Source organism: Ruegeria sp. 6PALISEP08, from assembly GCF_001238295.1.
Lineage (GTDB): Bacteria > Pseudomonadota > Alphaproteobacteria > Rhodobacterales > Rhodobacteraceae > Ruegeria.
In genome coordinates, this window is record NZ_LGXZ01000012.1 from 23548 (window position 1) to 44657 (window position 21110).

At 58.4% G+C, this 21110-nt stretch carries 29 protein-coding genes; 10 read left to right on the forward strand and 19 right to left on the reverse strand.

Annotated features, from left to right (window positions below; all coding sequences use genetic code 11):
- Positions 1 to 5 precede the first annotated feature (5 nt).
- The gene (locus tag ALB80_RS16595) at positions 6 to 395 is read left to right on the forward strand and encodes a VOC family protein (RefSeq protein WP_083445338.1); all 390 of its coding nucleotides are present in this window, start codon (positions 6 to 8) and stop codon (positions 393 to 395) included.
- A 440-nt stretch (positions 396 to 835) separates the two neighbouring features.
- Here the strand turns inward: ALB80_RS16595 and ALB80_RS16600 are convergent, their stop codons facing one another.
- Both ALB80_RS16600 and era read right to left on the reverse strand, forming a co-directional pair.
- Positions 836 to 1165: a DUF1491 family protein gene (locus tag ALB80_RS16600; RefSeq protein WP_050605215.1), complete on the reverse strand. Its 330-nt coding sequence runs from the start codon at positions 1163 to 1165 to the stop codon at positions 836 to 838.
- Positions 1162 to 2070, reverse strand: coding sequence for a GTPase Era (era, locus tag ALB80_RS16605; RefSeq protein WP_050605216.1), 909 nt, complete (start codon positions 2068 to 2070; stop codon positions 1162 to 1164). Before era ends, ALB80_RS16600 begins: the two co-directional genes overlap by 4 nt.
- A gap of 160 nt (positions 2071 to 2230) precedes the next feature.
- On the opposite strand from era, the gene ALB80_RS16610 reads away from it, so the two are divergent.
- Positions 2231 to 3613, forward strand: a complete 1383-nt coding sequence (locus ALB80_RS16610) for a multicopper oxidase family protein (RefSeq protein WP_050605217.1) — start codon at positions 2231 to 2233, stop codon at positions 3611 to 3613.
- A gap of 2 nt (positions 3614 to 3615) precedes the next feature.
- Here ALB80_RS16610 and ALB80_RS16615 read toward each other — a convergent pair whose 3' ends face one another.
- From ALB80_RS16615 to folK, 11 genes are all read right to left on the reverse strand, one after another.
- Positions 3616 to 4134 carry a GNAT family N-acetyltransferase gene (locus ALB80_RS16615; RefSeq protein WP_050605218.1) on the reverse strand — a complete coding sequence of 173 codons (519 nt, stop codon included), beginning with the start codon at positions 4132 to 4134 and terminating at the stop codon, positions 3616 to 3618.
- Positions 4135 to 4138: 4 nt separating this feature from the next.
- Positions 4139 to 4831: a ribonuclease III gene (gene rnc, locus ALB80_RS16620; protein WP_050605219.1), complete on the reverse strand. Its 693-nt coding sequence runs from the start codon at positions 4829 to 4831 to the stop codon at positions 4139 to 4141.
- Positions 4828 to 5667 (reverse strand): signal peptidase I, encoded by an 840-nt coding sequence (lepB, locus tag ALB80_RS16625; RefSeq protein WP_050605220.1) that lies wholly within the window; start codon positions 5665 to 5667, stop codon positions 4828 to 4830. The genes rnc and lepB overlap by 4 nt, the downstream gene beginning before the upstream one ends.
- Positions 5668 to 5727: 60 nt before the next feature.
- Positions 5728 to 6147 carry a holo-ACP synthase gene (gene acpS, locus ALB80_RS16630; RefSeq protein WP_050605221.1) on the reverse strand — a complete coding sequence of 140 codons (420 nt, stop codon included), beginning with the start codon at positions 6145 to 6147 and terminating at the stop codon, positions 5728 to 5730.
- Positions 6144 to 6611, reverse strand: coding sequence for a hypothetical protein (locus ALB80_RS22235; RefSeq protein WP_157054232.1), 468 nt, complete (start codon positions 6609 to 6611; stop codon positions 6144 to 6146). Before ALB80_RS22235 ends, acpS begins: the two co-directional genes overlap by 4 nt.
- Before the next feature lie 25 nt (positions 6612 to 6636).
- On the reverse strand, positions 6637 to 7260 hold the full coding sequence (locus ALB80_RS16635; RefSeq protein ID WP_050605222.1) for a LysE family translocator: 624 nt from the start codon (positions 7258 to 7260) through the stop codon (positions 6637 to 6639).
- Positions 7257 to 8003, reverse strand: a complete 747-nt coding sequence (locus ALB80_RS16640; protein ID WP_050605223.1) for a pyridoxine 5'-phosphate synthase — start codon at positions 8001 to 8003, stop codon at positions 7257 to 7259. Before ALB80_RS16640 ends, ALB80_RS16635 begins: the two co-directional genes overlap by 4 nt.
- The gene (locus ALB80_RS16645; protein ID WP_050605224.1) at positions 8003 to 8695 is read right to left on the reverse strand and encodes a DUF2062 domain-containing protein; all 693 of its coding nucleotides are present in this window, start codon (positions 8693 to 8695) and stop codon (positions 8003 to 8005) included. The genes ALB80_RS16640 and ALB80_RS16645 overlap by 1 nt, the downstream gene beginning before the upstream one ends.
- Before the next feature lie 16 nt (positions 8696 to 8711).
- Positions 8712 to 10844 (reverse strand): bifunctional (p)ppGpp synthetase/guanosine-3',5'-bis(diphosphate) 3'-pyrophosphohydrolase, encoded by a 2133-nt coding sequence (locus ALB80_RS16650; protein WP_050605225.1) that lies wholly within the window; start codon positions 10842 to 10844, stop codon positions 8712 to 8714.
- A gap of 26 nt (positions 10845 to 10870) precedes the next feature.
- Positions 10871 to 11224, reverse strand: coding sequence for a DNA-directed RNA polymerase subunit omega (rpoZ, locus tag ALB80_RS16655; RefSeq protein ID WP_050605226.1), 354 nt, complete (start codon positions 11222 to 11224; stop codon positions 10871 to 10873).
- Positions 11225 to 11318: 94 nt separating this feature from the next.
- The gene (gene folK / locus ALB80_RS16660) at positions 11319 to 11888 is read right to left on the reverse strand and encodes a 2-amino-4-hydroxy-6-hydroxymethyldihydropteridine diphosphokinase (protein WP_050605227.1); all 570 of its coding nucleotides are present in this window, start codon (positions 11886 to 11888) and stop codon (positions 11319 to 11321) included.
- A 139-nt stretch (positions 11889 to 12027) separates the two neighbouring features.
- Here folK and ALB80_RS16665 point away from each other — a divergent pair, with 139 nt between their 5' ends.
- The 7 genes from ALB80_RS16665 (at position 12028) to ALB80_RS16695 (ending at position 16523) form a co-directional block, all read left to right on the forward strand.
- Positions 12028 to 12603: an NYN domain-containing protein gene (locus ALB80_RS16665; protein ID WP_050605228.1), complete on the forward strand. Its 576-nt coding sequence runs from the start codon at positions 12028 to 12030 to the stop codon at positions 12601 to 12603.
- 188 nt (positions 12604 to 12791) lie between these two features.
- Complete coding sequence (ispH, locus tag ALB80_RS16670) at positions 12792 to 13742, forward strand: 4-hydroxy-3-methylbut-2-enyl diphosphate reductase (protein ID WP_050605229.1); 951 nt, start codon at positions 12792 to 12794, stop codon at positions 13740 to 13742.
- On the forward strand, positions 13739 to 14191 hold the full coding sequence (locus ALB80_RS16675) for a DUF3429 domain-containing protein (RefSeq protein ID WP_050605230.1): 453 nt from the start codon (positions 13739 to 13741) through the stop codon (positions 14189 to 14191). Before ispH ends, ALB80_RS16675 begins: the two co-directional genes overlap by 4 nt.
- Positions 14188 to 14775, forward strand: a complete 588-nt coding sequence (locus ALB80_RS16680) for a bifunctional 2-polyprenyl-6-hydroxyphenol methylase/3-demethylubiquinol 3-O-methyltransferase UbiG (RefSeq protein WP_050605231.1) — start codon at positions 14188 to 14190, stop codon at positions 14773 to 14775. Before ALB80_RS16675 ends, ALB80_RS16680 begins: the two co-directional genes overlap by 4 nt.
- Positions 14768 to 15235, forward strand: coding sequence for a ribonuclease HI (gene rnhA / locus ALB80_RS16685; protein WP_050605232.1), 468 nt, complete (start codon positions 14768 to 14770; stop codon positions 15233 to 15235). Before ALB80_RS16680 ends, rnhA begins: the two co-directional genes overlap by 8 nt.
- Positions 15232 to 15855, forward strand: coding sequence for a trimeric intracellular cation channel family protein (locus ALB80_RS16690; RefSeq protein WP_050605233.1), 624 nt, complete (start codon positions 15232 to 15234; stop codon positions 15853 to 15855). The genes rnhA and ALB80_RS16690 overlap by 4 nt, the downstream gene beginning before the upstream one ends.
- 65 nt (positions 15856 to 15920) lie before the next feature.
- A complete protein-coding gene (locus ALB80_RS16695) occupies positions 15921 to 16523 on the forward strand; it encodes an alpha/beta hydrolase (RefSeq protein ID WP_050605234.1) in 603 nt (200 codons plus the stop codon).
- Between the two features lies 1 nt (position 16524).
- Here the strand turns inward: ALB80_RS16695 and speB are convergent, their stop codons facing one another.
- Genes speB through def (ALB80_RS16725) form a run of 6 tightly spaced genes read right to left on the reverse strand, consistent with a single transcriptional unit; the run spans position 16525 to position 19814 of the window.
- A complete protein-coding gene (gene speB / locus ALB80_RS16700; RefSeq protein WP_050605235.1) occupies positions 16525 to 17346 on the reverse strand; it encodes an agmatinase in 822 nt (273 codons plus the stop codon).
- Positions 17347 to 17406: 60 nt separating this feature from the next.
- The gene (locus ALB80_RS16705; protein WP_050605236.1) at positions 17407 to 17643 is read right to left on the reverse strand and encodes a GlsB/YeaQ/YmgE family stress response membrane protein; all 237 of its coding nucleotides are present in this window, start codon (positions 17641 to 17643) and stop codon (positions 17407 to 17409) included.
- A gap of 1 nt (position 17644) precedes the next feature.
- Complete coding sequence (locus ALB80_RS16710) at positions 17645 to 17881, reverse strand: hypothetical protein (RefSeq protein ID WP_050605237.1); 237 nt, start codon at positions 17879 to 17881, stop codon at positions 17645 to 17647.
- Positions 17882 to 17887: 6 nt separating this feature from the next.
- Positions 17888 to 18802: a methionyl-tRNA formyltransferase gene (fmt, locus tag ALB80_RS16715; RefSeq protein ID WP_050605238.1), complete on the reverse strand. Its 915-nt coding sequence runs from the start codon at positions 18800 to 18802 to the stop codon at positions 17888 to 17890.
- A 2-nt stretch (positions 18803 to 18804) separates the two neighbouring features.
- On the reverse strand, positions 18805 to 19299 hold the full coding sequence (def, locus tag ALB80_RS16720) for a peptide deformylase (protein ID WP_050605239.1): 495 nt from the start codon (positions 19297 to 19299) through the stop codon (positions 18805 to 18807).
- Positions 19296 to 19814, reverse strand: a complete 519-nt coding sequence (gene def / locus ALB80_RS16725) for a peptide deformylase (RefSeq protein WP_050605240.1) — start codon at positions 19812 to 19814, stop codon at positions 19296 to 19298. Before def (ALB80_RS16725) ends, def (ALB80_RS16720) begins: the two co-directional genes overlap by 4 nt.
- A gap of 94 nt (positions 19815 to 19908) precedes the next feature.
- Between def (ALB80_RS16725) and ALB80_RS16730 the strand changes: the two genes are divergently transcribed.
- Positions 19909 to 21081 carry a MalY/PatB family protein gene (locus ALB80_RS16730; RefSeq protein ID WP_050605241.1) on the forward strand — a complete coding sequence of 391 codons (1173 nt, stop codon included), beginning with the start codon at positions 19909 to 19911 and terminating at the stop codon, positions 21079 to 21081.
- The last annotated feature ends 29 nt before the right edge of the window (positions 21082 to 21110 follow it).

Genomic DNA, 21110 nt, shown 5'->3' on the forward strand with positions numbered 1-21110 from the left:
TAATAATGTCTCTTAACTACGTGATGATCGGTTCAAATGATGTCGCCAAAGCCCGCACTTATTACGATGCGGTGGTGCCGAAAATAGGTGGGAAAGTCGTCGCCGAGTATATGCCGCACGCGGTATGCTATGAGCTGCGCGGTGGCGGATGCATGTGGGTCGCAACTCCATTCGATAAAGAACTTGCAACGATCGGAAATGGCAACATGGTCGGTCTGCTATGCCAAAGCGAAGATGAAGTACGAGATGCACACGCGACCGCTCTGGCCAATGGTGGCTCAAACGAAGGTGACCCGGATGATCGTCCCCAATATGGTCCGAACTTCTTTGGCGCCTATGCTCGTGACCCAGATGGGAACAAGATGAGCTTTGTCTATTTTGGCGACGCGGGTTGATGGCGTCGTATATGATTTGCGAGCTCGGTGGCGGGAACGAATCTGGAGCCTCCCTGGCCTCGGAACGTCACTCCAGCATGGATCAGAAAACCGCTGACCATCAGCAGGTTCAGTACCATCAAGATGCCATTGCCCACATAGACCTGCAACTTTCATAGCACCGGCTTATAGACAAACCATAGCACGGACAGCCCAGCACACAGAGATTGGGACAGCAACGATTGACCTTGGCGTGTTCAGAATGGGTGAACTAGCGCGTGACCAGCTGCGAAAGCGTCGCAGAGAGGCCAAGTTGCGGTTTTTCCAGTTTCTCAGAACGTGTTTCAGCCACGAAAACACCCCATCACCGTACTTGGTCTCGAAGGCAGATCAGCCCCAACTTGCCAAAAACAACATCCCAAAAAGTCGCTTTGATGCCGGTATCAAAGGCCCATCAAAGGTCATTCCAACCCCTCTTCACCCAGCATATGCCGTCCTTGCCGGTCCTCAACCTCAAGCACCCAGAGATCAGGGTCAAAGCTGCGTTGTTTGGTGATCGCGGTGTCCACATCTGCCTCGGGGCCGCTGGAAAGTTCGATCCATTTGCGTTCACCGCTCATCAGGTCAAAGCTGCGTTGGAAAGCGACGGCCTGCCCATCCAGCGTATTGAGCTTGACCAGAACGGCCCCTGCAGTGTCGTCACCATGGGCCACAACAAAGGCCGGGATCTCCTGAAACCGGAGCCGCGCCAGATAGGCGTGGACCCAGAATTCAGCCGTCAGGCGCGTCATGCGTTGCCGTCTTTGAAATCCAGGCCCATTTCCGAATAGCGCTCGGATTCTTCCAGCCAGTTGGGCCGGACTTTCACTTGCAGGAACAGGTGGATCTTACGGTCCAGGAACTCTTCCAACTCGGCCCGTGCGGCCTGACTGACGGCCTTGATGGTCTCACCCTTTTTGCCAAGCACGATGCCTTTGTGGCCGTCGCGCATAACATAGATGACCTGATCGATTTTGGCAGAGCCATCTTTGCGCTCTTCCCAATTTTCAGTCTCGACGGTCAATTGATACGGTAATTCCTGATGCAGGCGCAGAGTCAGCTTTTCGCGCGTCATTTCAGCCGCGATCATGCGCAAAGGCAGGTCAGCAATCTGATCTTCAGGATACAGCCACGGACCTTCGGGCAATTCCGCGGCGAGCCACTTGCGCAGATCATCAACGCCGTGGCCTTTTTCAGCCGAGATCATAAAGGTTTCGGCAAAAGGATAGCGCGCGTTCAACTCGCTGGTCAGCGCCAGCAGCTTTTCGGACGGTACCTTGTCGATCTTGTTAATCGCCAGAGCGATTGTGCGGCCCTGTCCGATCTCTTCCAGACCTTCGAGGATGCGTTCAACCCCTTCAGTGATGCCACGATGCGCCTCGACCATAAGCACAACAACATCCGCATCTGCTGCCCCGCCCCAGGCGGCGGCGACCATGGCGCGGTCCAGACGGCGGCGGGGTTTGAACAGGCCCGGCGTGTCCACGAACACCAGCTGCGCGTCGCCCTCCATCGCCACACCTCGGATGCGGGTGCGTGTGGTTTGCACCTTATGCGTCACGATCGAGACCTTGGCCCCGACCATGCGGTTCAGAAGGGTGGATTTGCCTGCGTTTGGCTCTCCGATCAGGGCGATAAATCCGGCGCGTGTGGTCATGTGTCCTGCGATCCTGTTTGCAAGTGCGCACCCCTACAGCAGAAAGGTCCGGCGGGCCAGAGGGATTTGTCGCATTGCAGCCATGCACGCAGGGTGGCAGGACGGACGCAGACGCCAAGCCATTCCCAGCCCGGCATCAGATCCGTTCAGTGAGGTCTTCATGAAACGTCGCGAGTTTCTTCTTGGAAGCAGTGCCGCCGCAGGCGTCGTAGGGTTGGGAGGGTTGTCTCTGGCCGCAGGCAACGATGCGCAGGATCTGGTGCTGCAATCCGCCAACTATCGGTTGCGCGATCAGCTGACCACGGGGATGGTCAGCCTATCCCCTGATGCGCCGCCACCGGTTCTGTACGGACGACAAGGCGAGGCAATGCGTCTGACGGTGCGCAATACCCTGCCCGATTACACCGCAATGCACTGGCATGGGCTGCGCATTGCCAACAAGATGGACGGGGTGCCTTATCTGACCCAGATGCCCATCGGTGAGGGTGAGAGCTTTGCCTATGAATTTACACCTCCGGATGCGGGGACACACTGGTATCACCCCCATTGTATGACGATGGATCAGATGGCCCATGGGCTGACCGGTGTGATGGTGATTGCCGAGCCGGAAGACCCCGGTTTCGAGAGCGAGCAGGTGATCAATCTGCGCGATTTCAGGCTGGACGAGGAGGGCGCATTTCTACCCGCATATACCGCGCGTAGAGCTGCGCGAGCGGGCACATTTGGCAATGTTCAAACCGCGAACTGGCGGACAGAGGCGGTATATGATCACGCGGCAGGCACCCTTGTGCGATTGCGCGTCGTCAATACGGACACAACCCGCATCTACAGGCTGCATCTTGAAGGAGCCCTGGCCCGGATCATTGCGTGGGACGGGCATCCAGTTGAGGTTGATCTCGCCTTACCCACCGCCGACGAACCGCTTTTGCTTGGCCCAGGTCAGCGGGTGGATTTTGCTATGCGAATGCCAGAGGATGAAGGGCAATCGGCGGCGTTGATGGCCAAATTCCCAGGACAAAAGCATCGCGCAATGGCGCGTTTGCGGGCGACCGGTCAATCCGCGTCACGCGATCTGAAGGAATTGCGCCCGTTGCGTACCAACCCTGTTCTGCGCCCTAATCTGGACCAAGCCGAGATGCATGAATTCGTGTTCGGCTGGACACCCGAAGGTGGTGCGCCCAATGACGGGTTCTGCGGGTCGCTGGGCTACAGTTTCTGGTCCATTAACCGCACGCCGTGGCCCGGGGATGCAGCACAGGGAACCGGACCGCTGGCCGTGCTGGAACAGGGTAAGAGTTATGTTCTGCGATTGCGTAATGAGTCTCCGAATCTGCACCCGATCCACCTGCACGGGCTTGCTTTTGTCCCGCTAAAGTCAAACCTGCGCAAGCTGCCACCGTTGGTGTCCGATACGGTGCTTTTGTTAAAAGACGAGATCATTGATATCGCGCTGGTTGCCGACAATCCCGGCGACTGGGCGTTTCATTGCCATGTGATCGAGCATCAGAAAACCGGGCTGGCTGGGTTCATCCGGGTGGTCTGACCTTAGCCCAACGCTGACATGTCCAATGCCAGAACGTGGTTCGGATAAGCTTGGTCTGCGATACGGAAATGCGTGATGCCAACCTGCCGGAACCCCTTAGACAGATAGAAATCTATGGCAGCAGTGTTCTCGGAATTGGTCGTCAGCCAAATCTCAGTCCGGCCTTTATCCCGACAATAGTCAATCGCCACCTGCAACAGAGCGGAACCGATGCCCTTTCCATGATGGCGCGGCTGCACGTAAAACGTCACGATCTCAAGATCGGACAGCCCGTCAACGGGTGCAATGCTACCTTCTGACAACCGTATATAACCATCAATACCGTCCCGGTTTTCCGAGACCACCAAAAGGTCCGCCCCGTCGTCGATAAGCGCTTCAAACCGTGCTGTTGTGAATTCGCTCAGTGCAAATTCAGCGAAGAACGAACTCACGCCCTGCCGCAGATAGGTACCGATCCAGACTTCGATCGACAAAGCCGCCAAACTGGCGGCATCTGCCTTCTGGGCTGGTCTGAGCTTCATGTCCTTAGGATGAACCGGTCGGGCTCAACTGCTCTAGCAGAGCCTTCGCCGCTGCCTGTTCGGCCTGACGTTTGGATCCGGCGGTGGCCTGCGCCTCGGCACCGTCCTGAAGGCGTGCCGCGATGGTGAAGATCGGCGCGTGGTCGGGGCCACTGCGTTTGACCTCAATATAAGAGGGCGGCTTTTGCCCACGGGCCTGTGCCCATTCCTGCAGCGCGGTTTTAGCGTCGCGGGCGTCGGCCTCGACCGTGTGGACACGGTCCCCCCAAAGGGCGAGGATAACATCGCGGGCGGCCTCGAACCCGGCATCGCGGTAGATGGCGGCGATCACGGCCTCCATCGCGTCGCCCAGCAGGGCCTGTTTGCGGCGGCCGCCTGACAGCATCTCGGACCGCCCCAGTTTCAGCACCGCGCCCAGATCGATCTGGCGGGCCACGTCAGCGCAGGCCTCTTTGCGGACCAGCGCGTTGAACCGAGGGGCCAGTTGGCCTTCGGATGCCTTTTTGTCGGCCTCAAGCAGCGCGGTGGCCATGACAAGGCCCAGTACGCGGTCGCCGAGAAATTCGAGCCGCTGATTGTCGGGTCGGGTGGTCGACGAGACCGAGCCATGGGTCAGCGCGCGCACCAGCAGTTCGGGGTTGGCGAACTCATACCCCAAACGCTGCTGGAACGCCTTTATTTCAGCCGAAAGCTTCAATTGACCGCCTTGAAGAACCGATCTCCGCGCCAGGTCCAGAAGAACAGCATCGACCGGCCCGCGGACGAGAACATGATCCGGTCGGCCCGACCGATCAGGTTTTCATAAGGCACATAACCCACGCCACCGGCGGATTGCGGCAGGCGGCTGTCACTGGAATTGTCGCGGTTGTCACCCATGAAGAAATAGTGGCCTTCGGGCACAGTATAGATGCCTGTATTGTCCGATCTCTGATTGCCAATGTTCAACACGTCATAAGACACACCGTTGGGCAGGGTTTCGATCAGGCGCGACTTTTCGCAGGTACCGCCAATGCCGACGGGGCCGTTTTCACAGCGCGGGCGCAGGCGCTGTGGCCCTTGCGGCTCGGCGATTTCTGTGAACACACCGTCAGGCTGCTGGGTAACCGGAGTGCCATTCAGGATGATCTGACCGTCGCGAACCTGGATACGATCGCCCGGCAGACCGATCAGTCGCTTGATATAGTCGCGTCCGGTGACCGGATGGCGAAAGACGATGACATCGCCACGTTCGGGATCACCGCCCCAGATACGGGTATTGTCTTCGCCCTGCATCCAGCCACAGATATCTTCGGCATCCACATTCAGACCAACGCTGGGAATAATCAGGCTGGGACAGGATGCGTAGGAATAGCCATAAGCCATCTTGTTGACGAAGAGGAAATCACCGATCAGCAGCGTCTGCTTCATCGAGCCCGAGGGGATCCAGAACGGTTGAAAGAAGAGGGTGCGGAACACGCCGGCAATCAACAGGGCGTAGACGATGGTTTTGATCGTCTCCCAGACGGGATTTCCGGTCTTGGCTTCCTCGGCCATACTGCTCTCTCCAGTTCTTTGCTTGGCTTCGCTGCTACATGCGGGGGGGATGGAGGCAAGTCAAGGCTGCGTGGCGTGATCTTGAAGCGGACGCGCCTCGATCACTACAAAGGCCTGCGCCCAGGGGTGATCATCGGTCAGGGTGACGTGAATGATCGCCTCGTGCCCTTCGGGGGTCATTTCCTTCAGGCGTTCGGCGGCCCATCCGGTGACATGCATCACAGGTTGGCCGGTGCGCAGATTGGTGACGGCCATGTCCTTCCACGAAATGCCCATGCGCAAACCGGTGCCCAGCGCCTTGGAACACGCCTCTTTCGCGGCCCAGCGTTTGGCATAGGTGCCCGCGGTATCGGCACGTCGGTCTGCCTTGCGCTGCTCTGTCTCGGTGAAGACACGGTTGCGGAACCGGTCGCCGAAACGGTCGAGCGTGCCCTGAATGCGGTCGATATTTGCGAGGTCTGTGCCGATGCCGAGGATCATGTTTCTTGCTCTTTTTTTCGTAAGTGCATGCTGTACCCCCGGCCAACTCCAACGACAAAAGCGCAACGACACAGAATCAAGGAAACACCAAAACTTATTAAGAGCTCACAGCACAGTTGTGTAAAATGCTCGGGCGGATGCCAACGTCGGGGAGAGTCTGTCAGGACTTTGAAAACAACTAAGGCAAGTACTGCGAGAAAAGTGGTCAGAACCATTTTGCGAGCGAGTATCCAGCTCTTTACTGGCGGGCCGCATTGGAAACCTCTCCGACCTGTATCAAAACCATACAGCAAAGCAGCCACCGCAAGCGAAAGAACGAATGGGGAAAGCCTTGTCGGCCATTCAAACAAAAAAATCCTCTTGCCATTTGCCATGCTAAAAGCCGCGTAGTTCATGAGCACAATGCCCACAAACAAAGGGCGATGTAATCCAACCTGTTTATCTTTCGAAAACAAATAGTTCACTCAAAAACCCTTAAGACTATCTTGTTTAAGTCAACCGCACCGTCAATATCTTGTAACTCGCCACACCGAAGAACCCCGCAAAGGCAAAATCGAACCAACGGCGGGCGCGGCGGTAGGTGCGGACCATGCGCTCGGATGAAAACAGGTAGGCGTAACCGATGAAGATCAGTAGCGATCCCGCATAGAGCATGGCGAAATAGCCCAGCAGCATCGACAGGCTGGCATCATTGGGTGCGACGATGGCATAGATCGAGCCCCAGCTGAGGATTGCTTTGGGGTTGGTCAGGTGAATTGCCGCGCCTTTGGCGAAGATCGTCGGCAGAGAACCAGTGACCGGTTTGCCCAATGCGACCTCGTCCGAGGTCATCGCGCGGCGCAGAGCCTTGAGAGCCAGCCAGCCCAGATAGGCCACACCGACATAGCGGATCACTTCGAACACCCAGACATTGGCCAGCATGATCGCCGACAGGCCAAGTGCTGCGGCAATGCCCCAAGCGGCGGACCCGGCACAGATGCCCAGCGCGAAGACCAGACCGGCGCGGCGGCCTTCGTTCATGGCGGTTCCGGCAATGCCCATCGTGGCAGGCCCCGGAGAGCCGCCAGCCATCAGCCAGGCCAGCCAGATGGCGATAAAGCCGGGCGTGATCACGCGCGGGCCTCGTCCATCAGGCGGCGCATTTCCTGAATGGCGGGGGTGAGACCCAGAAAGATTGACTCACCGATCAGGAAGTGGCCGATATTCAGTTCTTTCACCTCAGGGAAAGCCGCAACCGGCTTAACCGTGTCATAGGTCAGGCCGTGGCCTGCATGGACCTCAAGCCCCAGCGAATGGGCAAACGCTGACATCTGACGCAGCGATTCAAGCTCTTGCGCGGCATCGTCCATGCGCCCCTCTGCGTGGGCGTCGCAATAGGCACCGGTGTGCAATTCGATCACTTCGGCACCAATGCGATGCGCCGCCTCGATCTGACGCTGATCAGCGGCGATGAAGATCGATACGCGGCAGCCGACATCCCGAAGTGGCGCGATGAAATGCGCCAGCTTGTTTTCCTCGCGCGCGACTTCAAGTCCGCCTTCGGTGGTGCGTTCCTCGCGCTTTTCGGGGACAATACAGACAGCGTGCGGTTTATGGCGCAGGGCGATTTTCTGCATCTCGTCCGTAGCTGCCATCTCAAAGTTGAGCGGCACCGACAGAACCTCCATCAGCCCGTCGATATCGGTGTCCGATATATGGCGACGGTCTTCGCGCAAGTGGGCGGTGATGCCGTCGGCGCCTGCCTCTTCCGCCAGTTTGGCGGCGCGAAGCGGATCGGGATAAGCCCCACCCCGCGCATTGCGTACGGTGGCGACGTGATCGATGTTCACACCCAGACGCAAGTGGTTCTCAGACATCACTCGATTCCTTTTGTAGACTTTTCGGCCGAGCCTAGTGGCTTTGACAGGGGAACGGCAGCCGTTTCTTCGGCCAAACGTTTGATTTGATCAAACTTCGCCTTGATCCTGGCGCGACGGCGCTGTTGGTAGGTGCGGATCAGCGGCAGGCTGAGATAATAGCAGAGCACACCTGCCACGATGCCGGGAATGATACCGCCGATCATATAGGGGTAGAAGACGTCATCGTAGAACTGTGCTAACCCGTGCCAGTCGGCCACGCGATCCGTGAACAACGCCAGAAAATTGTTCTTGAGGTCACCGATAGCGTTAGCAAATTTGCCCATCAGGCCCTGCGTGTCACCTTCTTCGTATTCAGTGCCCAACAGGAAATGCCCGGTCTGAAGACAGATCACCCCAATCGGCACATAAGTCAAAGGGTTGCCGAAAAACGTGCCGCTAAGTGCGGCCAGAAGATTGCCCTTGAACAGCCTGGCGCCGATTGCAGCGACCAGAAAATGCAGCCCGTAAAACGGTGTGAACGCGGCAAAAACGCCTGCCCCGATGCCGCGCGCGATCCTGTCTGGAGTGTCAGGCAGCCGCCGGACCCGGTGTTTCACGTAATGAAAGGCGCGGGTCCACCCGCCACGCGGATAGACGAAATCCGATGCGACCTGAACAGGAGAGCGTCGGTCTCGGCGCTTGAATACCACGCGTGTTCACCCCTTCTCAGCCAGCTGCAACCGCGGATTTGGCCTGATCCCGATACCTTTCGACCGCCGCGACGTCGCTTTCCGCCTCGAGCATCAGCATAAGCGAATGCAACTGTTCAAGGTCGCGCAGTTCGACATTGATCAGCAGACGGTAAAAATCCGGTTTGCGGTCAACAAATTCCAAGTTCGAGATATTGGCCTTTTTCTCGCCGATCAATGTGCAAATACGCCCCAGAACCCCGGCGTCATTGCCAATAGTCAGATCCAGCGTCGCGCTATAGACGGCTGGGTGGGTACCCGAATGCCAGTGCAAATCGACCCAGCGCTCGGGTTCGCCTTCAAACTCGCTCAGCCGGTCGCAATCGATGGCGTGCACCACCACGCCCTTGCCACGGTAGGTGATGCCAACGATCCGCTCTCCCGGCAGAGGCTGGCAACACGGCGCGCGATCGAATTTCTGCCCCGGTTCAAGGCCGATGACGGCACGACGCAGCGGAATGGCATCACCGTCATCTTTGGCCAGTTCGGGATAGACGGCCTGAACCACCTCATGCGCCGTCAGTTCAGCGCTGCCCAGACGGGCCAGCAATTCGTGCCGATCTTTCAGACGCAGGTGTTTGGCTGCAGTGTCGAGCGTCTTTTCAGTGGCCTTGCGCCCAACGTGCTCAAAGCCTGAACGCGCCAGTTCCTTGCCCAGTTTAATGAACCGCTCCCGGTCGACCTCGCGCAGGGCGCGACGGATGGCGGTGCGGGCCTTGCCGGTGACGGCGATCTCAAGCCATGTGACCTGCGGCGTCTGACCGTCTGCAGTGATGATGTCAACCGACTGGCCGTTCTTCAGCCGCGTCCAAAGCGGCACACGGATGCCGTCCACCTTGGCCCCAACACAGGCATGGCCGATCCGGGTGTGGATTGCATAGGCGAAATCGATCGGTGTCGCCCCGCGCGGCAGTTTCACCACATCGCCCTTGGGCGTGAAGCAGAACACCTGGTCGGAATACATCTCCAATTTGACGGCCTCGAGGAAGTCTTCGTGATCTTCCTCATTGTCGAACTGCTCGGTCAGGTTGGAAATCCACTTGGCCGGGTCAACGGCAAACGGGTTCTCGGTACGTACACCGTCGCGATAAGACCAGTGCGCAGCAACGCCGGTTTCAGCCACGTCGTGCATCTGGCGGGTGCGGATCTGAACCTCGACCCTTTTACCGTCACGCCCCGACACCGTGGTATGAATCGAACGGTAGCCGTTCGACTTCGGCTGACTGATGTAATCCTTGAACCGCCCCGGTACCGCGCGCCAGCGCTGATGGATCGCACCAAGTGTGCGATAGCAGTCCTCTTCGGTCTGGGTGATGATGCGAAAGCCGTAAATATCGGACAGGCGCGAGAAGCCCTGATCCTTTTCCTGCATCTTTCGCCAGATCGAATAGGGTTTCTTGGCGCGGCCAAAGACCTCGGCATCGATCCCCGCCTTTTCCAGCTCGTGCCGCATATCGCCGGTGATCCGATGGATCACGTCACCGGTTTCGCGTTGCAGCGTGATGAAACGCCGGATGATCGATTGGCGGCCTTCGGGGTTCAGGACACGGAAAGCGAGGTCTTCCAACTCTTCGCGCATCCATTGCATACCCATCCGGCCCGCAAGTGGCGCATAGATGTCCATCGTCTCGCGCGCTTTAACCACCTGCTTTTCTGGGCGCATTGCCTTGATCGTGCGCATGTTATGCAGACGGTCTGCCAACTTGACCAAAATGACTCGCAGGTCCTTGGACATGGCCATGAACAGCTTGCGGAAATTTTCAGCCTGCTTGGTCTCACGGCTGGACAGTTGCAGGTTGGTCAGCTTGGTAACACCGTCAACCAGCTTGGCGACTTCATCCCCAAACAGCTCGGCCACCTTGCCATAATTGGCTTTGGTGTCTTCGATCGTGTCGTGAAGCAGCGCCGTAATGATAGTCGCATCATCCAGACGCTGTTCTGTCAGGATGGCGGCAACGGCAACGGGATGGGTAAAATAGGGCTCGCCGGAATGTCGGACCTGCCCCTCATGCATCTGCTGACCGAATTCATAGGCCAGTGTGATACGTTCAGCATTCGTCTTGGGATTGTAGTTGCGGACCAGCGCAATCAGGTCGTCAGCAGAAATCATCCGGTCCGCACCTTCGCTTTTAGGGCTTACCCCTGTCCCTGGGCCTCCATCAGAGCGCGCAGGAGTTTTTCTTCTGACATGTCGTCCATGGCAGGTTTGTCCGATTCGGCACCCATCAGCAGTGCCATCTGATCTTCTTCCGGCTCATCGACCTCGATCTGGGTCTGGTTGGCCTCGATCAGGCGCTCGCGCAGTTCATCCGCGCTTTGGGTTTCGTCGGCGATTTCGCGCAGGGACACGACAGGGTTCTTGTCGTTGTCGCGGTCAACAGTAATCGCAGCACCGGCGGATACCTCGCGCGCCCGATGGGCGGCAAGCATCACCAGTTCGAACCGGTTTGGAACCTTGTCTACGCAATCTTCAACCGTCACGCGGGCCATGAGGCGCTCTCCGTTTCTGAATCCATGTCAGGAAGGGGCTTATCTAAGCGCGAATCCGCGCCTTGACAAGCAGGAAATGCTGCATTTGCAAGGATCACAGTGGCGTGACCGCTGCAACTTCGTCCGCAGGCAGATCGGCGACCATCTGTGAAACCGTGCGATCCAGAACCGGATGACGCCAGTCAGGGACGATATCGGCCATGGGCACAAGTACAAATGCGCGGTCCTGAAGGCGCGGATGCGGCAGGATCAGTTGATCCGGGGCCTTTTGCTGCTGCGCCTCAGGTGACAGGGTCAGCCAGTGATCGAACAGCGCACGATCCGGCAACACCTGATCGCTAAAACACACAAGATCGAGGTCCAGTGTCCGCATTCCCCAACGCTGCACCCGTTCGCGCCCGAACTCATGTTCAACCGCGTGCAGGCCGCGCAAAAGCTCGGCAGGAGACTGCTCGGTGGCGATCAGAGCCGCAGCATTCACGTAATCCGGGCCCGCGCCTGCGGGAAAGCAAGGTGTCGCGAAAAACCTACTGACTGCGCGAATCACCAGATCCTGACGCGAAATGGCGTCAAGAGCACTCCGAAGGGTGACGGCAGGCCCATTTCCTCTCAAGTTGAGATTTGCACCCAGTGCAATAACGGCATTTGACAAAGAATTGCTCATCCAGCACCCTACATTCGACGCATTGCATACTTGCGATAACTGCCAAAAGTTCTAATTATAGCATGATCAGAACGCGCCAATTTATCACTCACTCACTCACTTAACGGCGCGATCTGGATTATACCGAAAGGGACTATTTATGTTTTATAAAGACGAACGGCTAGCGCTGTTCATCGACGGCTCGAATCTTTATGCTGCGGCAAAAGCACTCGGTTTCGACATAGACTACAAACTTCTGCGGCAGGAATTCATGCGCCGTGGCAAGTTGCTTCGGGCCTTCTATTACACAGCGCTCCTGGAAAACGACGAATATTCGCCGATCCGTCCATTGGTTGACTGGCTGCATTACAACGGCTTCACCATGGTCACGAAACCGGCCAAGGAATATACCGACAGCATGGGGCGTCGGAAAGTCAAAGGGAACATGGATATCGAGCTTACTGTCGATGCCATGGAACTTGCGCCACGTGTGGATCATATCGTGCTATTCTCGGGCGATGGGGATTTCCGCCCGCTGATTGCCAGCCTGCAACGTCAGGGCGTACGTGTGTCTGTCGTGTCGACCATCCGCAGCCAGCCTCCGATGATCTCGGACGAGCTGCGCCGACAGGCGGACAACTTCATCGAACTGGAAGATCTGCGCGACGTGATCGGCCGCCCGCCACGTGAAATGCCGGCCGAGCCGCGCAACGTCGCGATGGCCAGCAACAGCTGATCCGAAATACGCATTACTGATGGGGTAAAATTTGCGCGGTCAGGACCGAAGTCCTGGCCGCGCTTCCTTAACTATGTACAGGTGCTGAAACATCTCTTGGCTAGCATCGATTCGTGTCAGTTGAATGACGATCTCCTGTCTGGACCAAGGCCAGGAAAAGACTTACCTGTGCCTCAAGGAGACACCCAATGACACAGCCACCGCTGACACTTTACCTTGCAGCCCCCCGGGGTTTCTGCGCCGGTGTGGATCGCGCCATCAAGATCGTGGAAATGGCCCTGCAGAAATGGGGGGCTCCGGTCTATGTGCGCCACGAGATCGTGCATAACAAATTTGTCGTCGACGGGCTGCGGGCCAAGGGTGCTGTCTTTGTCGAGGAACTGCATGAATGCCCAGATGATCGTCCGGTGATTTTTTCCGCCCATGGCGTGCCGAAATCGGTCCCTGCCGAGGCCGCTAAACGCGAGATGATCTATGTGGATGCAACCTGCCCGCTGGTCTCGAAAGTGCACATCGAGGCACAGCGCCATGCAGATGCGGGGTTGCAGATGATCATGATCGGCCACAAGGGCCATCCCGAGACCGTTGGAACCATGGGACAGCTACCCGAGGGCGATGTGTTGCTGGTCGAAACCGTCGAGGATGTGGCCTCGGTTGACGTGCGTAACCCCGAAAAACTCGCCTTTGTTACTCAGACAACCCTGTCAGTTGATGACACCAAAGACATCATAGCTGCGCTTCAGGCCCGGTTCCCGGCCATTGTCGGACCACACAAAGAAGACATCTGCTATGCCACCACGAACCGGCAAGAGGCCGTCAAGGCCGTGGCTCCCAAGGCGGACGCCCTGCTGGTTGTAGGGGCGCCGAACTCGTCGAACTCCCGCCGTCTGGTCGAAGTCGCCTCACGCGAGGGCTGCGAATATGCGCAGCTGGTGCAGCGCGCCTCCGAGATCGACTGGCGCGCGCTGGAGGGTATCTCATCCGTGGCCGTCACTGCGGGCGCATCGGCCCCCGAGCTTTTGGTGAACGAGGTGATCGACGCGTTCCGCGCACATTACGATGTCACCGTCGAACTGGTTGAGACAGCCGTCGAAAACGTCGAGTTCAAAGTCCCCCGTGTCCTGAGGCAACCGGTGTGATCGGAGTACCAAAGGCACCGCTCTATCTGGGGCTGGCGGGGTTGATTCCCTTTGTCTGGGGCGCATTGACCTATCTGAACGGCGACCTGAACGCCTGGGGTGCGCAGAACCTTGGCGCGCGATTTGTGGGACCGTACGTGCAGCTGTTCTATGGCTCGGTCATCCTGAGTTTTATGTCCGGTGTTCTTTGGGGTTTTGCCACCAAGACTTCGGGCAGCAAGGCAGGTCTGTGTTACACCCTGTCTGTCCTACCCGCGCTTTGGGCCTTTTTCATGACAGGTGGCGGGCCGGTTCAGGCAGGCACGAACCTGATGTACGGGTTTGCCGGTTTGCTGGTGCTGGATGCCCTGTTTTCTTATTGGCGGCTGACACCGGTCTGGTGGATGCGGTTGCGCATCCTGCTGACCGCCGTCGTTGTCGCCAGCCTTGCCGTCGGAGTTTACTTATGACCGACAAACGCACGATCAACGCCTATACCCCTAGGGTGGCCGAATATCTGAACATCCCGTTGCCCCCCGAACAGCTCGAGGCGCGTCAGGAATTTGCCGATGCAGTCTGTGCGGGTGGTTATGTGCTGGATCTGGGGTCCGGGCCCGGGTCAGACAGCGGTTTCCTGATGCGCCAGGGTCTAAAGGTAAGGGCGCTGGACGCGACGCCTGCCTTTGTGGACCATGCCCGTGAGAACGGAGTAGACGCGCATCTCGGCACGTTTGATGACGTGACCGAGACCTCGGTCTATGACGGTGTCTATGCCAGCTTTTCGCTGCTGCACGCGCCGCGCGCAGATTTCCCGCGCCACCTGAAGGCGATCCACAACGCCCTAAAGCCCGAAGGCCAGTTGTTTCTGGGCATGAAGCTGGGCACTGGTGAACACAGGGACGAACTGGATCGCTATTATACATATTATACCGAGGCCGAGATCGAAGGCGCTCTGACCCAGGCTGGGTTCACGATTGACCGCAGCGTCAAGGGGATGGGCAAGGGTCTGGCCGGGTCTTATGACGGATTTATATTGGTGTTTGCTCATGCCTGATTTGTTTGCCTATACCGATGGTGCCTGTTCCGGCAATCCCGGCCCCGGAGGCTGGGGCGCGCTGCTGCGCGCGATGGACGGGGACACCGTTCTAAAAGAACGTGAGCTGAACGGGGGCGAGGCCGAGACAACCAACAACCGGATGGAACTGCTGGCCGCCATAAGCGCGCTGGAGGCGCTGGAGCGCTCGTCGACGATCACCATCGTGACCGACAGCGCGTATGTGAAGAACGGCGTCACCGGCTGGATCTTTGGCTGGAAGCGGAACGGTTGGAAAACTTCGAACAAGAAACCGGTCAAGAACGTCGATCTGTGGCAACGTCTGGACGAAGCGCAAGAACGGCATGATGTGACCTGGGAGTGGGTCAAGGGACATGCGGGCCACCCCGAGAACGAAAAGGCCGATGAGTTGGCCCGCGCAGGCATGGCGCCGTTCAGACCCAAGAAGGCGCAGGCGTGACCTCGCTATCCTTGCTGGATTACGCCTCGGTCCTGATCTTTGCGCTGACCGGGGCTTTGGTGGCCAGCCGCGCCCAGCTGGATCTGGTCGGGTTTGCTTTCATGGCCTGTCTGACCGCAGTCGGAGGCGGTACAGTGCGTGATCTGTTGTTGGACCGGCACCCTATCTTCTGGGTCGGCCAACCGGACTACATACTGATCGCCGTTGCCGCCGCGGTTCTGGTGTTCTTTACCGCACATTTGATGGAAAGCCGTTACAACTGGCTGGTTTGGCTGGACAGTTTTGCACTGTCGGTTGCCGTTGCTGCCGGAACAGGCGCTGCTTTTTCTCTGGATCAATCCGGTATCATTGTCGTGCTGATGGGGGTGACAACCGGATGTCTGGGCGGGCTGATGCGCGATGTGGTCTGCAACGAGGTGCCACTGGTGCTGAAACAGGGTGAGCTTTATGTCTCTTGCGCATTTACTGGCGCGCTGACGGCGGTGTTGGCTGTCCATTTTGGGACAGAACCTGCGCTTGCACTGGCTCTCTGCGCGTTGGTCTGCTGGGCGTTGCGAGCCGGATCATTGGTATTTGGCTGGCAATTGCCCGTCTACAAAAGCCGCCCACCGCGCAACTAAGTCTGTCGGTGGACGTCAAAGCACTGTGCTGATACCCCTTTGGAAAGCGCAGCCCGGAGGCCAACGTGACCTTTAGACTTACATCCATTGCCGCCTGTCTGGCCCTGCTCGCCTCGTGCGGGCAATACTACACACCTGTCAGTTTTGTGGCGCAGGGCGACCAGATCATTGCCTCGGGCACAATTGATGAAACGACGCTATCCGCTTTTGAGGAGGCCATCTCTGAAAACCCCGAAGCCCGAACACTGGTCCTGCAGTACATCGAAGGATCCGTCGACGATGACGCCAATGTCATCTTCAGCCGCGCGGTGCGCAGGGCCGGTTTCGATACAATCGTGCCCTCAAACGGTCTGGTCGCCAGCGGAGGTACCGACCTTTTCCTGGCCGGAAAGCGCCGCGTGTTGCAACCGGGGGCCTGTGTCGGCGTTCACAGTTGGGCCGGATCTGGGCTGGTGGCCACCGAATTGCCCAAGGATGACCCGGAACATGACCGATACCTGGACTATTTCAAAGACATAGGCGTGGATGAGGAATTTTATTGGTACACGCTTTATGCTGCCCCGGCCGACAGTATGCACTGGATGACCGCCGCCGAGGCGAACCGCTACGAGATGACCACTAGAGGTGCCCTGGCACTTAGCTCGGCCACGGAGTGCGACGCGCGATAAATCAGCGTGTCATCAAGCGCGCACCGATTTCCTTAACGAATTTCGCGGCCACCATCGCGGTCATACCATAAGGGTCGCGATGCGGATTCAATTCGACAATATCTGCCCCGACCAATTGACCTTCGAACCGGTGGATCAGGTTGATAACTTCGCGCGTGCTCAGCCCGCCAGGTTCGTGATGCGAGACGCCCGGGGCAAAGGCCGGGTCCAGCGCATCCAGATCCAGTGACAGGTAAACTGGGCCATCAAAGGAAATCTGCAGGTCGGGGCTCCAGTTGCGCATATCGATCACCTGGACCCCGAACTTGTCAGCCTGTTCGCGCTGATGCGCGTTCATGGTACGGATGCCGACCTGCACCAGCCGCTTGATCGGGCAGTTTTCCATCACGCGCGCAAAGGGGCAGCCATGGCCCAACGGGCCGATATCCTGTTCGTCGTACAGATCGGGGTGGCTGTCGATATGCAGGATATTCAACCTTTCGTACTTCTCCGCATGGGCCTTGATCAATGGATAGGCCACGGAATGGTCGCCGCCCAGCGACAACAGGCGTGCACCGGTTGCGATACGCTTGGCAGCTTCGGCTTCGATCCGGTCAATCGGCTCCTGACCGCGCATCTCAAAAACATCCAAGTCGCCGGTATCTCGGAATCTCTCGGTCGCGCCCAAGTCGGTGCCATCCTCGGCGGTCAGGTTGGCGGCACCGGAATGTAACGCTTCGCGAATGCGTCCAGGGGCGAAGGCAGGGCCTTGCAGGAACGAGGAATGCAGGTCCAGCGGAACGCCCATCAGAGCAACGTCACCCGGTTTCAGATCGTGCGGCATCGACAGCCTCCCTTGTCGTTGAACGCGATCTGGCCGGAGAGTTGGCGCAAGGTCAAGGCGTTAACGGCGCAGATAGGTCTGCCAGATCCAGATCACCAGCAATGCCCCAAGGACCGCCCCTACAAACCCTGACAGCCAGCCCATGACGGTTAGCAGAAACCGAAGCAGAAGCCCTCCGATCAACGCCCCCACGATGCCGATCAGCATGGTCGTCGCGATATCCGCCTCGATCCGCATCAAACGGGTGGCGAGGAACCCTGCCGCAGCACCGATGATGATCAACACAACGATGGGCATCTCATTTCCTCCAATGGGTCGGAACGATAATCAGGGCACCAACGGACGATATCACCGCATCCAGACCTGGCGGGCCAAAGCTGATCCCGAACATGATACGCACGAAATAGAACAGGAACGCCCCGCCCACACAGATGATGATGGATTGCAAATAGCCGTTACGGGTAAAACCGGTCTGTTCGGACAGGTATCCGACAATCCCGGCGATCACGACGGTGCCCATCATCACCATGAACATATGGCTTTACTCCGAAGACAGCCGAGTGCCGGTGGGTATTGCCCAGCCCCGTAGGAAGGTTTCCCTATCCTGCGCGCCTTTGCCTGCCCTTTGCAAGCGCAGCAGTTCGACAGCACCCTGCCCACAGGCCACGTACAGATCATCATTCAGAACCTCCCCCGGAGCGCCCTGCCCGTCCACCAAACGCGACGCCAGCAGTTTGATGCGTTCACCATCCATCTCGGTCCATGCCCCGGGAAAGGGTGACAGGCCCCGGATTTGCCTGTCGACGTCGACCGCCCGACGTGTCCAGTCGACGCGGGCTTCGGATTTGTCGATCTTGGAGGCGTAGGTCACGCCGTCCTCAGGCTGAGGTTCGGGCGTGAGATCCTGTAGCTTAGAAAGCGCATCGACGATCAGCGCCGCCCCCATGGTTGAGAGCCGGTCATGCAGTTGCGCGGTTGTTTCCTCTGGTTCAATCGCTGTCGCCTGCCGCAGCAGAACCGGGCCTGTATCCAGACCAGCCTCCATCTGCATGATGCAAATGCCTGTCTCGGTATCGCCGGACATGATCGCCCGATGAATCGGCGCAGCCCCGCGCCAGCGCGGCAGAAGGCTGGCATGGATGTTCAGGCAACCCTGCTTGGGCGCATCCAGAACGGGTTGTGGCAGGATCAGGCCATAGGCCACAACCACGGCCACATCCGCATTCAACGCGGCAAAGGCATCCTGCTCCTCGGCTGATCTCAACGAAACCGGATGGCGGACGCGCAAGTCCAGAGCCTCGGCCCGGGCGTGAACGGGCGTTGGGCGGTCTTTCTTGCCGCGACCGGCGGGGCGTGGGGGTTGGCAATAGACGGCGGCAATCTCATGCCCGGCCTCGACCAGTGCATCCAGAACCGGCACCGAGAAATCCGGGGTTCCCATGAAGACAACGCGCATCTTTACCCCTGCTTTTTTGCTTTGCGCAGCAGCATGTCACGTTTGACCTTGCTGAGCCGGTCGAAAAACATCCGTCCGTTCAGATGATCGATCTGATGCTGCACGCTGGTGGCGTCTATGCCAACAAAATCTCGGCGATCCACCATGCCCTGCTCATTCAGGAACTTCACCGTTACTGCGCGCGGTCGTTTGATCTTGGCCGACACGCCGGGCAGGTTTGGACTGGCTTCTTCGTGTTCGCGCAGCTCGATCGAGCTGTGCAGGATTTCCGGGTTGGCCAGACGTACGGCCTTACCCCGTTCGGCCGACCCATCGACCACAGCCAAGCGCAACATCACGCCGATCTGCGGCGCAGCTAGACCAACGCCGGGCATCGCATCCATCGTGTCGATCATGTCATCCCAGATGGCCCGGATCGCATCAGTGATTTCAACCACCTCATCCGCTTTGGTGCGCAGGCGTTTGTCGGGCCATGGCAGGCAGGGGCGGACGGTCATGTCCGGGTCCGTTCGCGTTTCAGCTTTTGCATCTTGCGGGTAATCATCTGCCGTTTCAGCGGCTTGAGATAGTCGATGAACAGCTTGCCGTTCAAATGGTCGATCTCATGCTGCACACAAGTCGCCCAAAGCCCGTCAAAGGTTTCCTGCTGAAGCTTGCCGTTCTGATCCATCCAAGTGACATCGACCACCTTGGGGCGGGTCACTTCGGCATATTGATCGGGGATGGACAAGCAGCCTTCTTCGTAAACACTGGTTTCATCCGAAGACGCAACGACCTCGGGGTTGAACATGATCAGGGGGCGCGGTGTCTCGCCCTCTTCCTTGACGCAATCAATCACGATCAGCCGGTCCAGCACACCGATCTGAGGCGCGGCCAGGCCGACGCCGGGCGCATCATACATGGTTTCCAGCATGTCGTCGGCCAGTTTGCGCAGCTCGTCCGTAAGGTCGTCAACGGGCGCGCAGACCTTCTTCAGGCGGGGGTCGGGATGGATCAGGATATTGCGTTTCATGAGGCTGATTTAGGCCATCCCGCCCCGCGCCGCAACGCCCCCCTTGCACCTGCCCGATTTGCGATTAGCTTTCGACCAACAGAACGGAGCAGACATGACTTTCAACGACCTGATCGACCGCCGGGGCACCAACAGTTCAAAATGGGACAAGATGGAGACGCTGTATGGTGTCTCACCCGAGGATGGGCTGGCCATGTGGACGGCCGATTCCGATTACCAAACAGCGCCTTGCGTGATCGACGCGGTGCGCAAAGCGGCAGATCTTGGCGTGTTCGGCTATTCCTGGATGCACCCGGATTATCTGGCTGCGGTCCAGTGGTGGATGAAAGCTCGCCACGACTGGGAGATCGACACCGATTGGATTTTGACGACCCAAGGCTTGGGCAACGCAATTGCGCTGTCACTGGATGTCTGGACTAAGCCGGGCGATGGCATCGTGATCTTCACCCCGGTTTATCATGAGTTTGCCCACAAGGTGAACAAATCGGGCCGCAAAGTCGTGGAATGCCCGCTAGTGCGTGAAGGCGACAGCTATGGCCTTGATCTGGAGGACGCTCAGTCGCGTTTGGATGGGTCCGAGACGATGCTGCTGTGGTGTTCGCCGCAGAATCCGTCGGGTCGGGTTTGGACGCCGGAGGAGCTGCGCGCCGTGGCCGCGTTTGCCGAACGCAACGGCTTGATCTTAGTGTCGGACGAAATTCACCACGATCTGGTCTATGCCGGCACCAAATTTGTGCCGATGGATGTTGCGGCCCCGGATGCACGACCCTGGACTGTGACGCTGACCGCTGCGTCAAAGACATTCAACATCGCCGGGCAACGCACCGGCAACATGATCATTCCTGATCCCAAGCTGCGCGCGACCATGAAGCATCGGTTGCAGACGCTGGACTACGACCCTAGCGCACTGGGTGTGGCGATGATCACTGCCGCCTACAGCCCCGAGGGCGCCGAATGGGTGGATGCCCAGATCGCACATCTGGAGGGCAATCGCCGTCTGTTCGATCAGACCATTGCTGAAATTCCGGGCCTGTGGTCGATGCCGTTGCAATCGACTTATCTGGCCTGGGTCGATTTCTCGGGCACTGGCATGCATCATGACGAGTTTGTCCGCCGCCTGCGCGAGGATGCGCGGATTGCGACCTCGCCAGGTCCTGGTTTTGGCGCTGGTGGAGAGACGTTCGAACGGTTTAATCTCGCAACGCAACGGGCGCGGGTCGAGGAAGCTTGCGCGCGATTGAAACGAGCCTTCGAGGATCTGCAATAAGACATGCGGCGGTTGGAGCTGATATGTCT

Excerpts from the sequence above, each read along its gene's own strand:
- def (WP_050605239.1), bottom strand. The coding sequence starts at position 19,299 with ATGACCGTCCGCCCCTGCCTGCCATGGCCCGACAAACGCCTGCGCACC.
- def (WP_050605240.1), bottom strand. The coding sequence starts at position 19,814 with ATGAAACGCAATATCCTGATCCATCCCGACCCCCGCCTGAAGAAGGTC.
- ispH (WP_050605229.1), top strand. The coding sequence starts at position 12,792 with ATGACACAGCCACCGCTGACACTTTACCTTGCAGCCCCCCGGGGTTTC.
- rnhA (WP_050605232.1), top strand. The coding sequence starts at position 14,768 with ATGCCTGATTTGTTTGCCTATACCGATGGTGCCTGTTCCGGCAATCCC.
- ALB80_RS16650 (WP_050605225.1), bottom strand. The coding sequence starts at position 10,844 with ATGATTTCTGCTGACGACCTGATTGCGCTGGTCCGCAACTACAATCCC.
- fmt (WP_050605238.1), bottom strand. The coding sequence starts at position 18,802 with ATGCGCGTTGTCTTCATGGGAACCCCGGATTTCTCGGTGCCGGTTCTG.
- ALB80_RS16640 (WP_050605223.1), bottom strand. The coding sequence starts at position 8,003 with ATGTCTGAGAACCACTTGCGTCTGGGTGTGAACATCGATCACGTCGCC.
- ALB80_RS16710 (WP_050605237.1), bottom strand. The coding sequence starts at position 17,881 with ATGTTCATGGTGATGATGGGCACCGTCGTGATCGCCGGGATTGTCGGA.
- folK (WP_050605227.1), bottom strand. The coding sequence starts at position 11,888 with ATGAGCAATTCTTTGTCAAATGCCGTTATTGCACTGGGTGCAAATCTC.
- speB (WP_050605235.1), bottom strand. The coding sequence starts at position 17,346 with ATGCCGCACGATCTGAAACCGGGTGACGTTGCTCTGATGGGCGTTCCG.
- lepB (WP_050605220.1), bottom strand. The coding sequence starts at position 5,667 with ATGGCCGAGGAAGCCAAGACCGGAAATCCCGTCTGGGAGACGATCAAA.
- ALB80_RS16615 (WP_050605218.1), bottom strand. The coding sequence starts at position 4,134 with ATGAAGCTCAGACCAGCCCAGAAGGCAGATGCCGCCAGTTTGGCGGCT.
- ALB80_RS16665 (WP_050605228.1), top strand. The coding sequence starts at position 12,028 with ATGTTTTATAAAGACGAACGGCTAGCGCTGTTCATCGACGGCTCGAAT.
- acpS (WP_050605221.1), bottom strand. The coding sequence starts at position 6,147 with ATGATCCTCGGCATCGGCACAGACCTCGCAAATATCGACCGCATTCAG.
- ALB80_RS16680 (WP_050605231.1), top strand. The coding sequence starts at position 14,188 with ATGACCGACAAACGCACGATCAACGCCTATACCCCTAGGGTGGCCGAA.
- ALB80_RS16610 (WP_050605217.1), top strand. The coding sequence starts at position 2,231 with ATGAAACGTCGCGAGTTTCTTCTTGGAAGCAGTGCCGCCGCAGGCGTC.
- rpoZ (WP_050605226.1), bottom strand. The coding sequence starts at position 11,224 with ATGGCCCGCGTGACGGTTGAAGATTGCGTAGACAAGGTTCCAAACCGG.
- ALB80_RS16600 (WP_050605215.1), bottom strand. The coding sequence starts at position 1,165 with ATGACGCGCCTGACGGCTGAATTCTGGGTCCACGCCTATCTGGCGCGG.
- era (WP_050605216.1), bottom strand. The coding sequence starts at position 2,070 with ATGACCACACGCGCCGGATTTATCGCCCTGATCGGAGAGCCAAACGCA.
- ALB80_RS16595 (WP_083445338.1), top strand. The coding sequence starts at position 6 with ATGTCTCTTAACTACGTGATGATCGGTTCAAATGATGTCGCCAAAGCC.
- ALB80_RS16705 (WP_050605236.1), bottom strand. The coding sequence starts at position 17,643 with ATGCCCATCGTTGTGTTGATCATCATCGGTGCTGCGGCAGGGTTCCTC.
- ALB80_RS16730 (WP_050605241.1), top strand. The coding sequence starts at position 19,909 with ATGACTTTCAACGACCTGATCGACCGCCGGGGCACCAACAGTTCAAAA.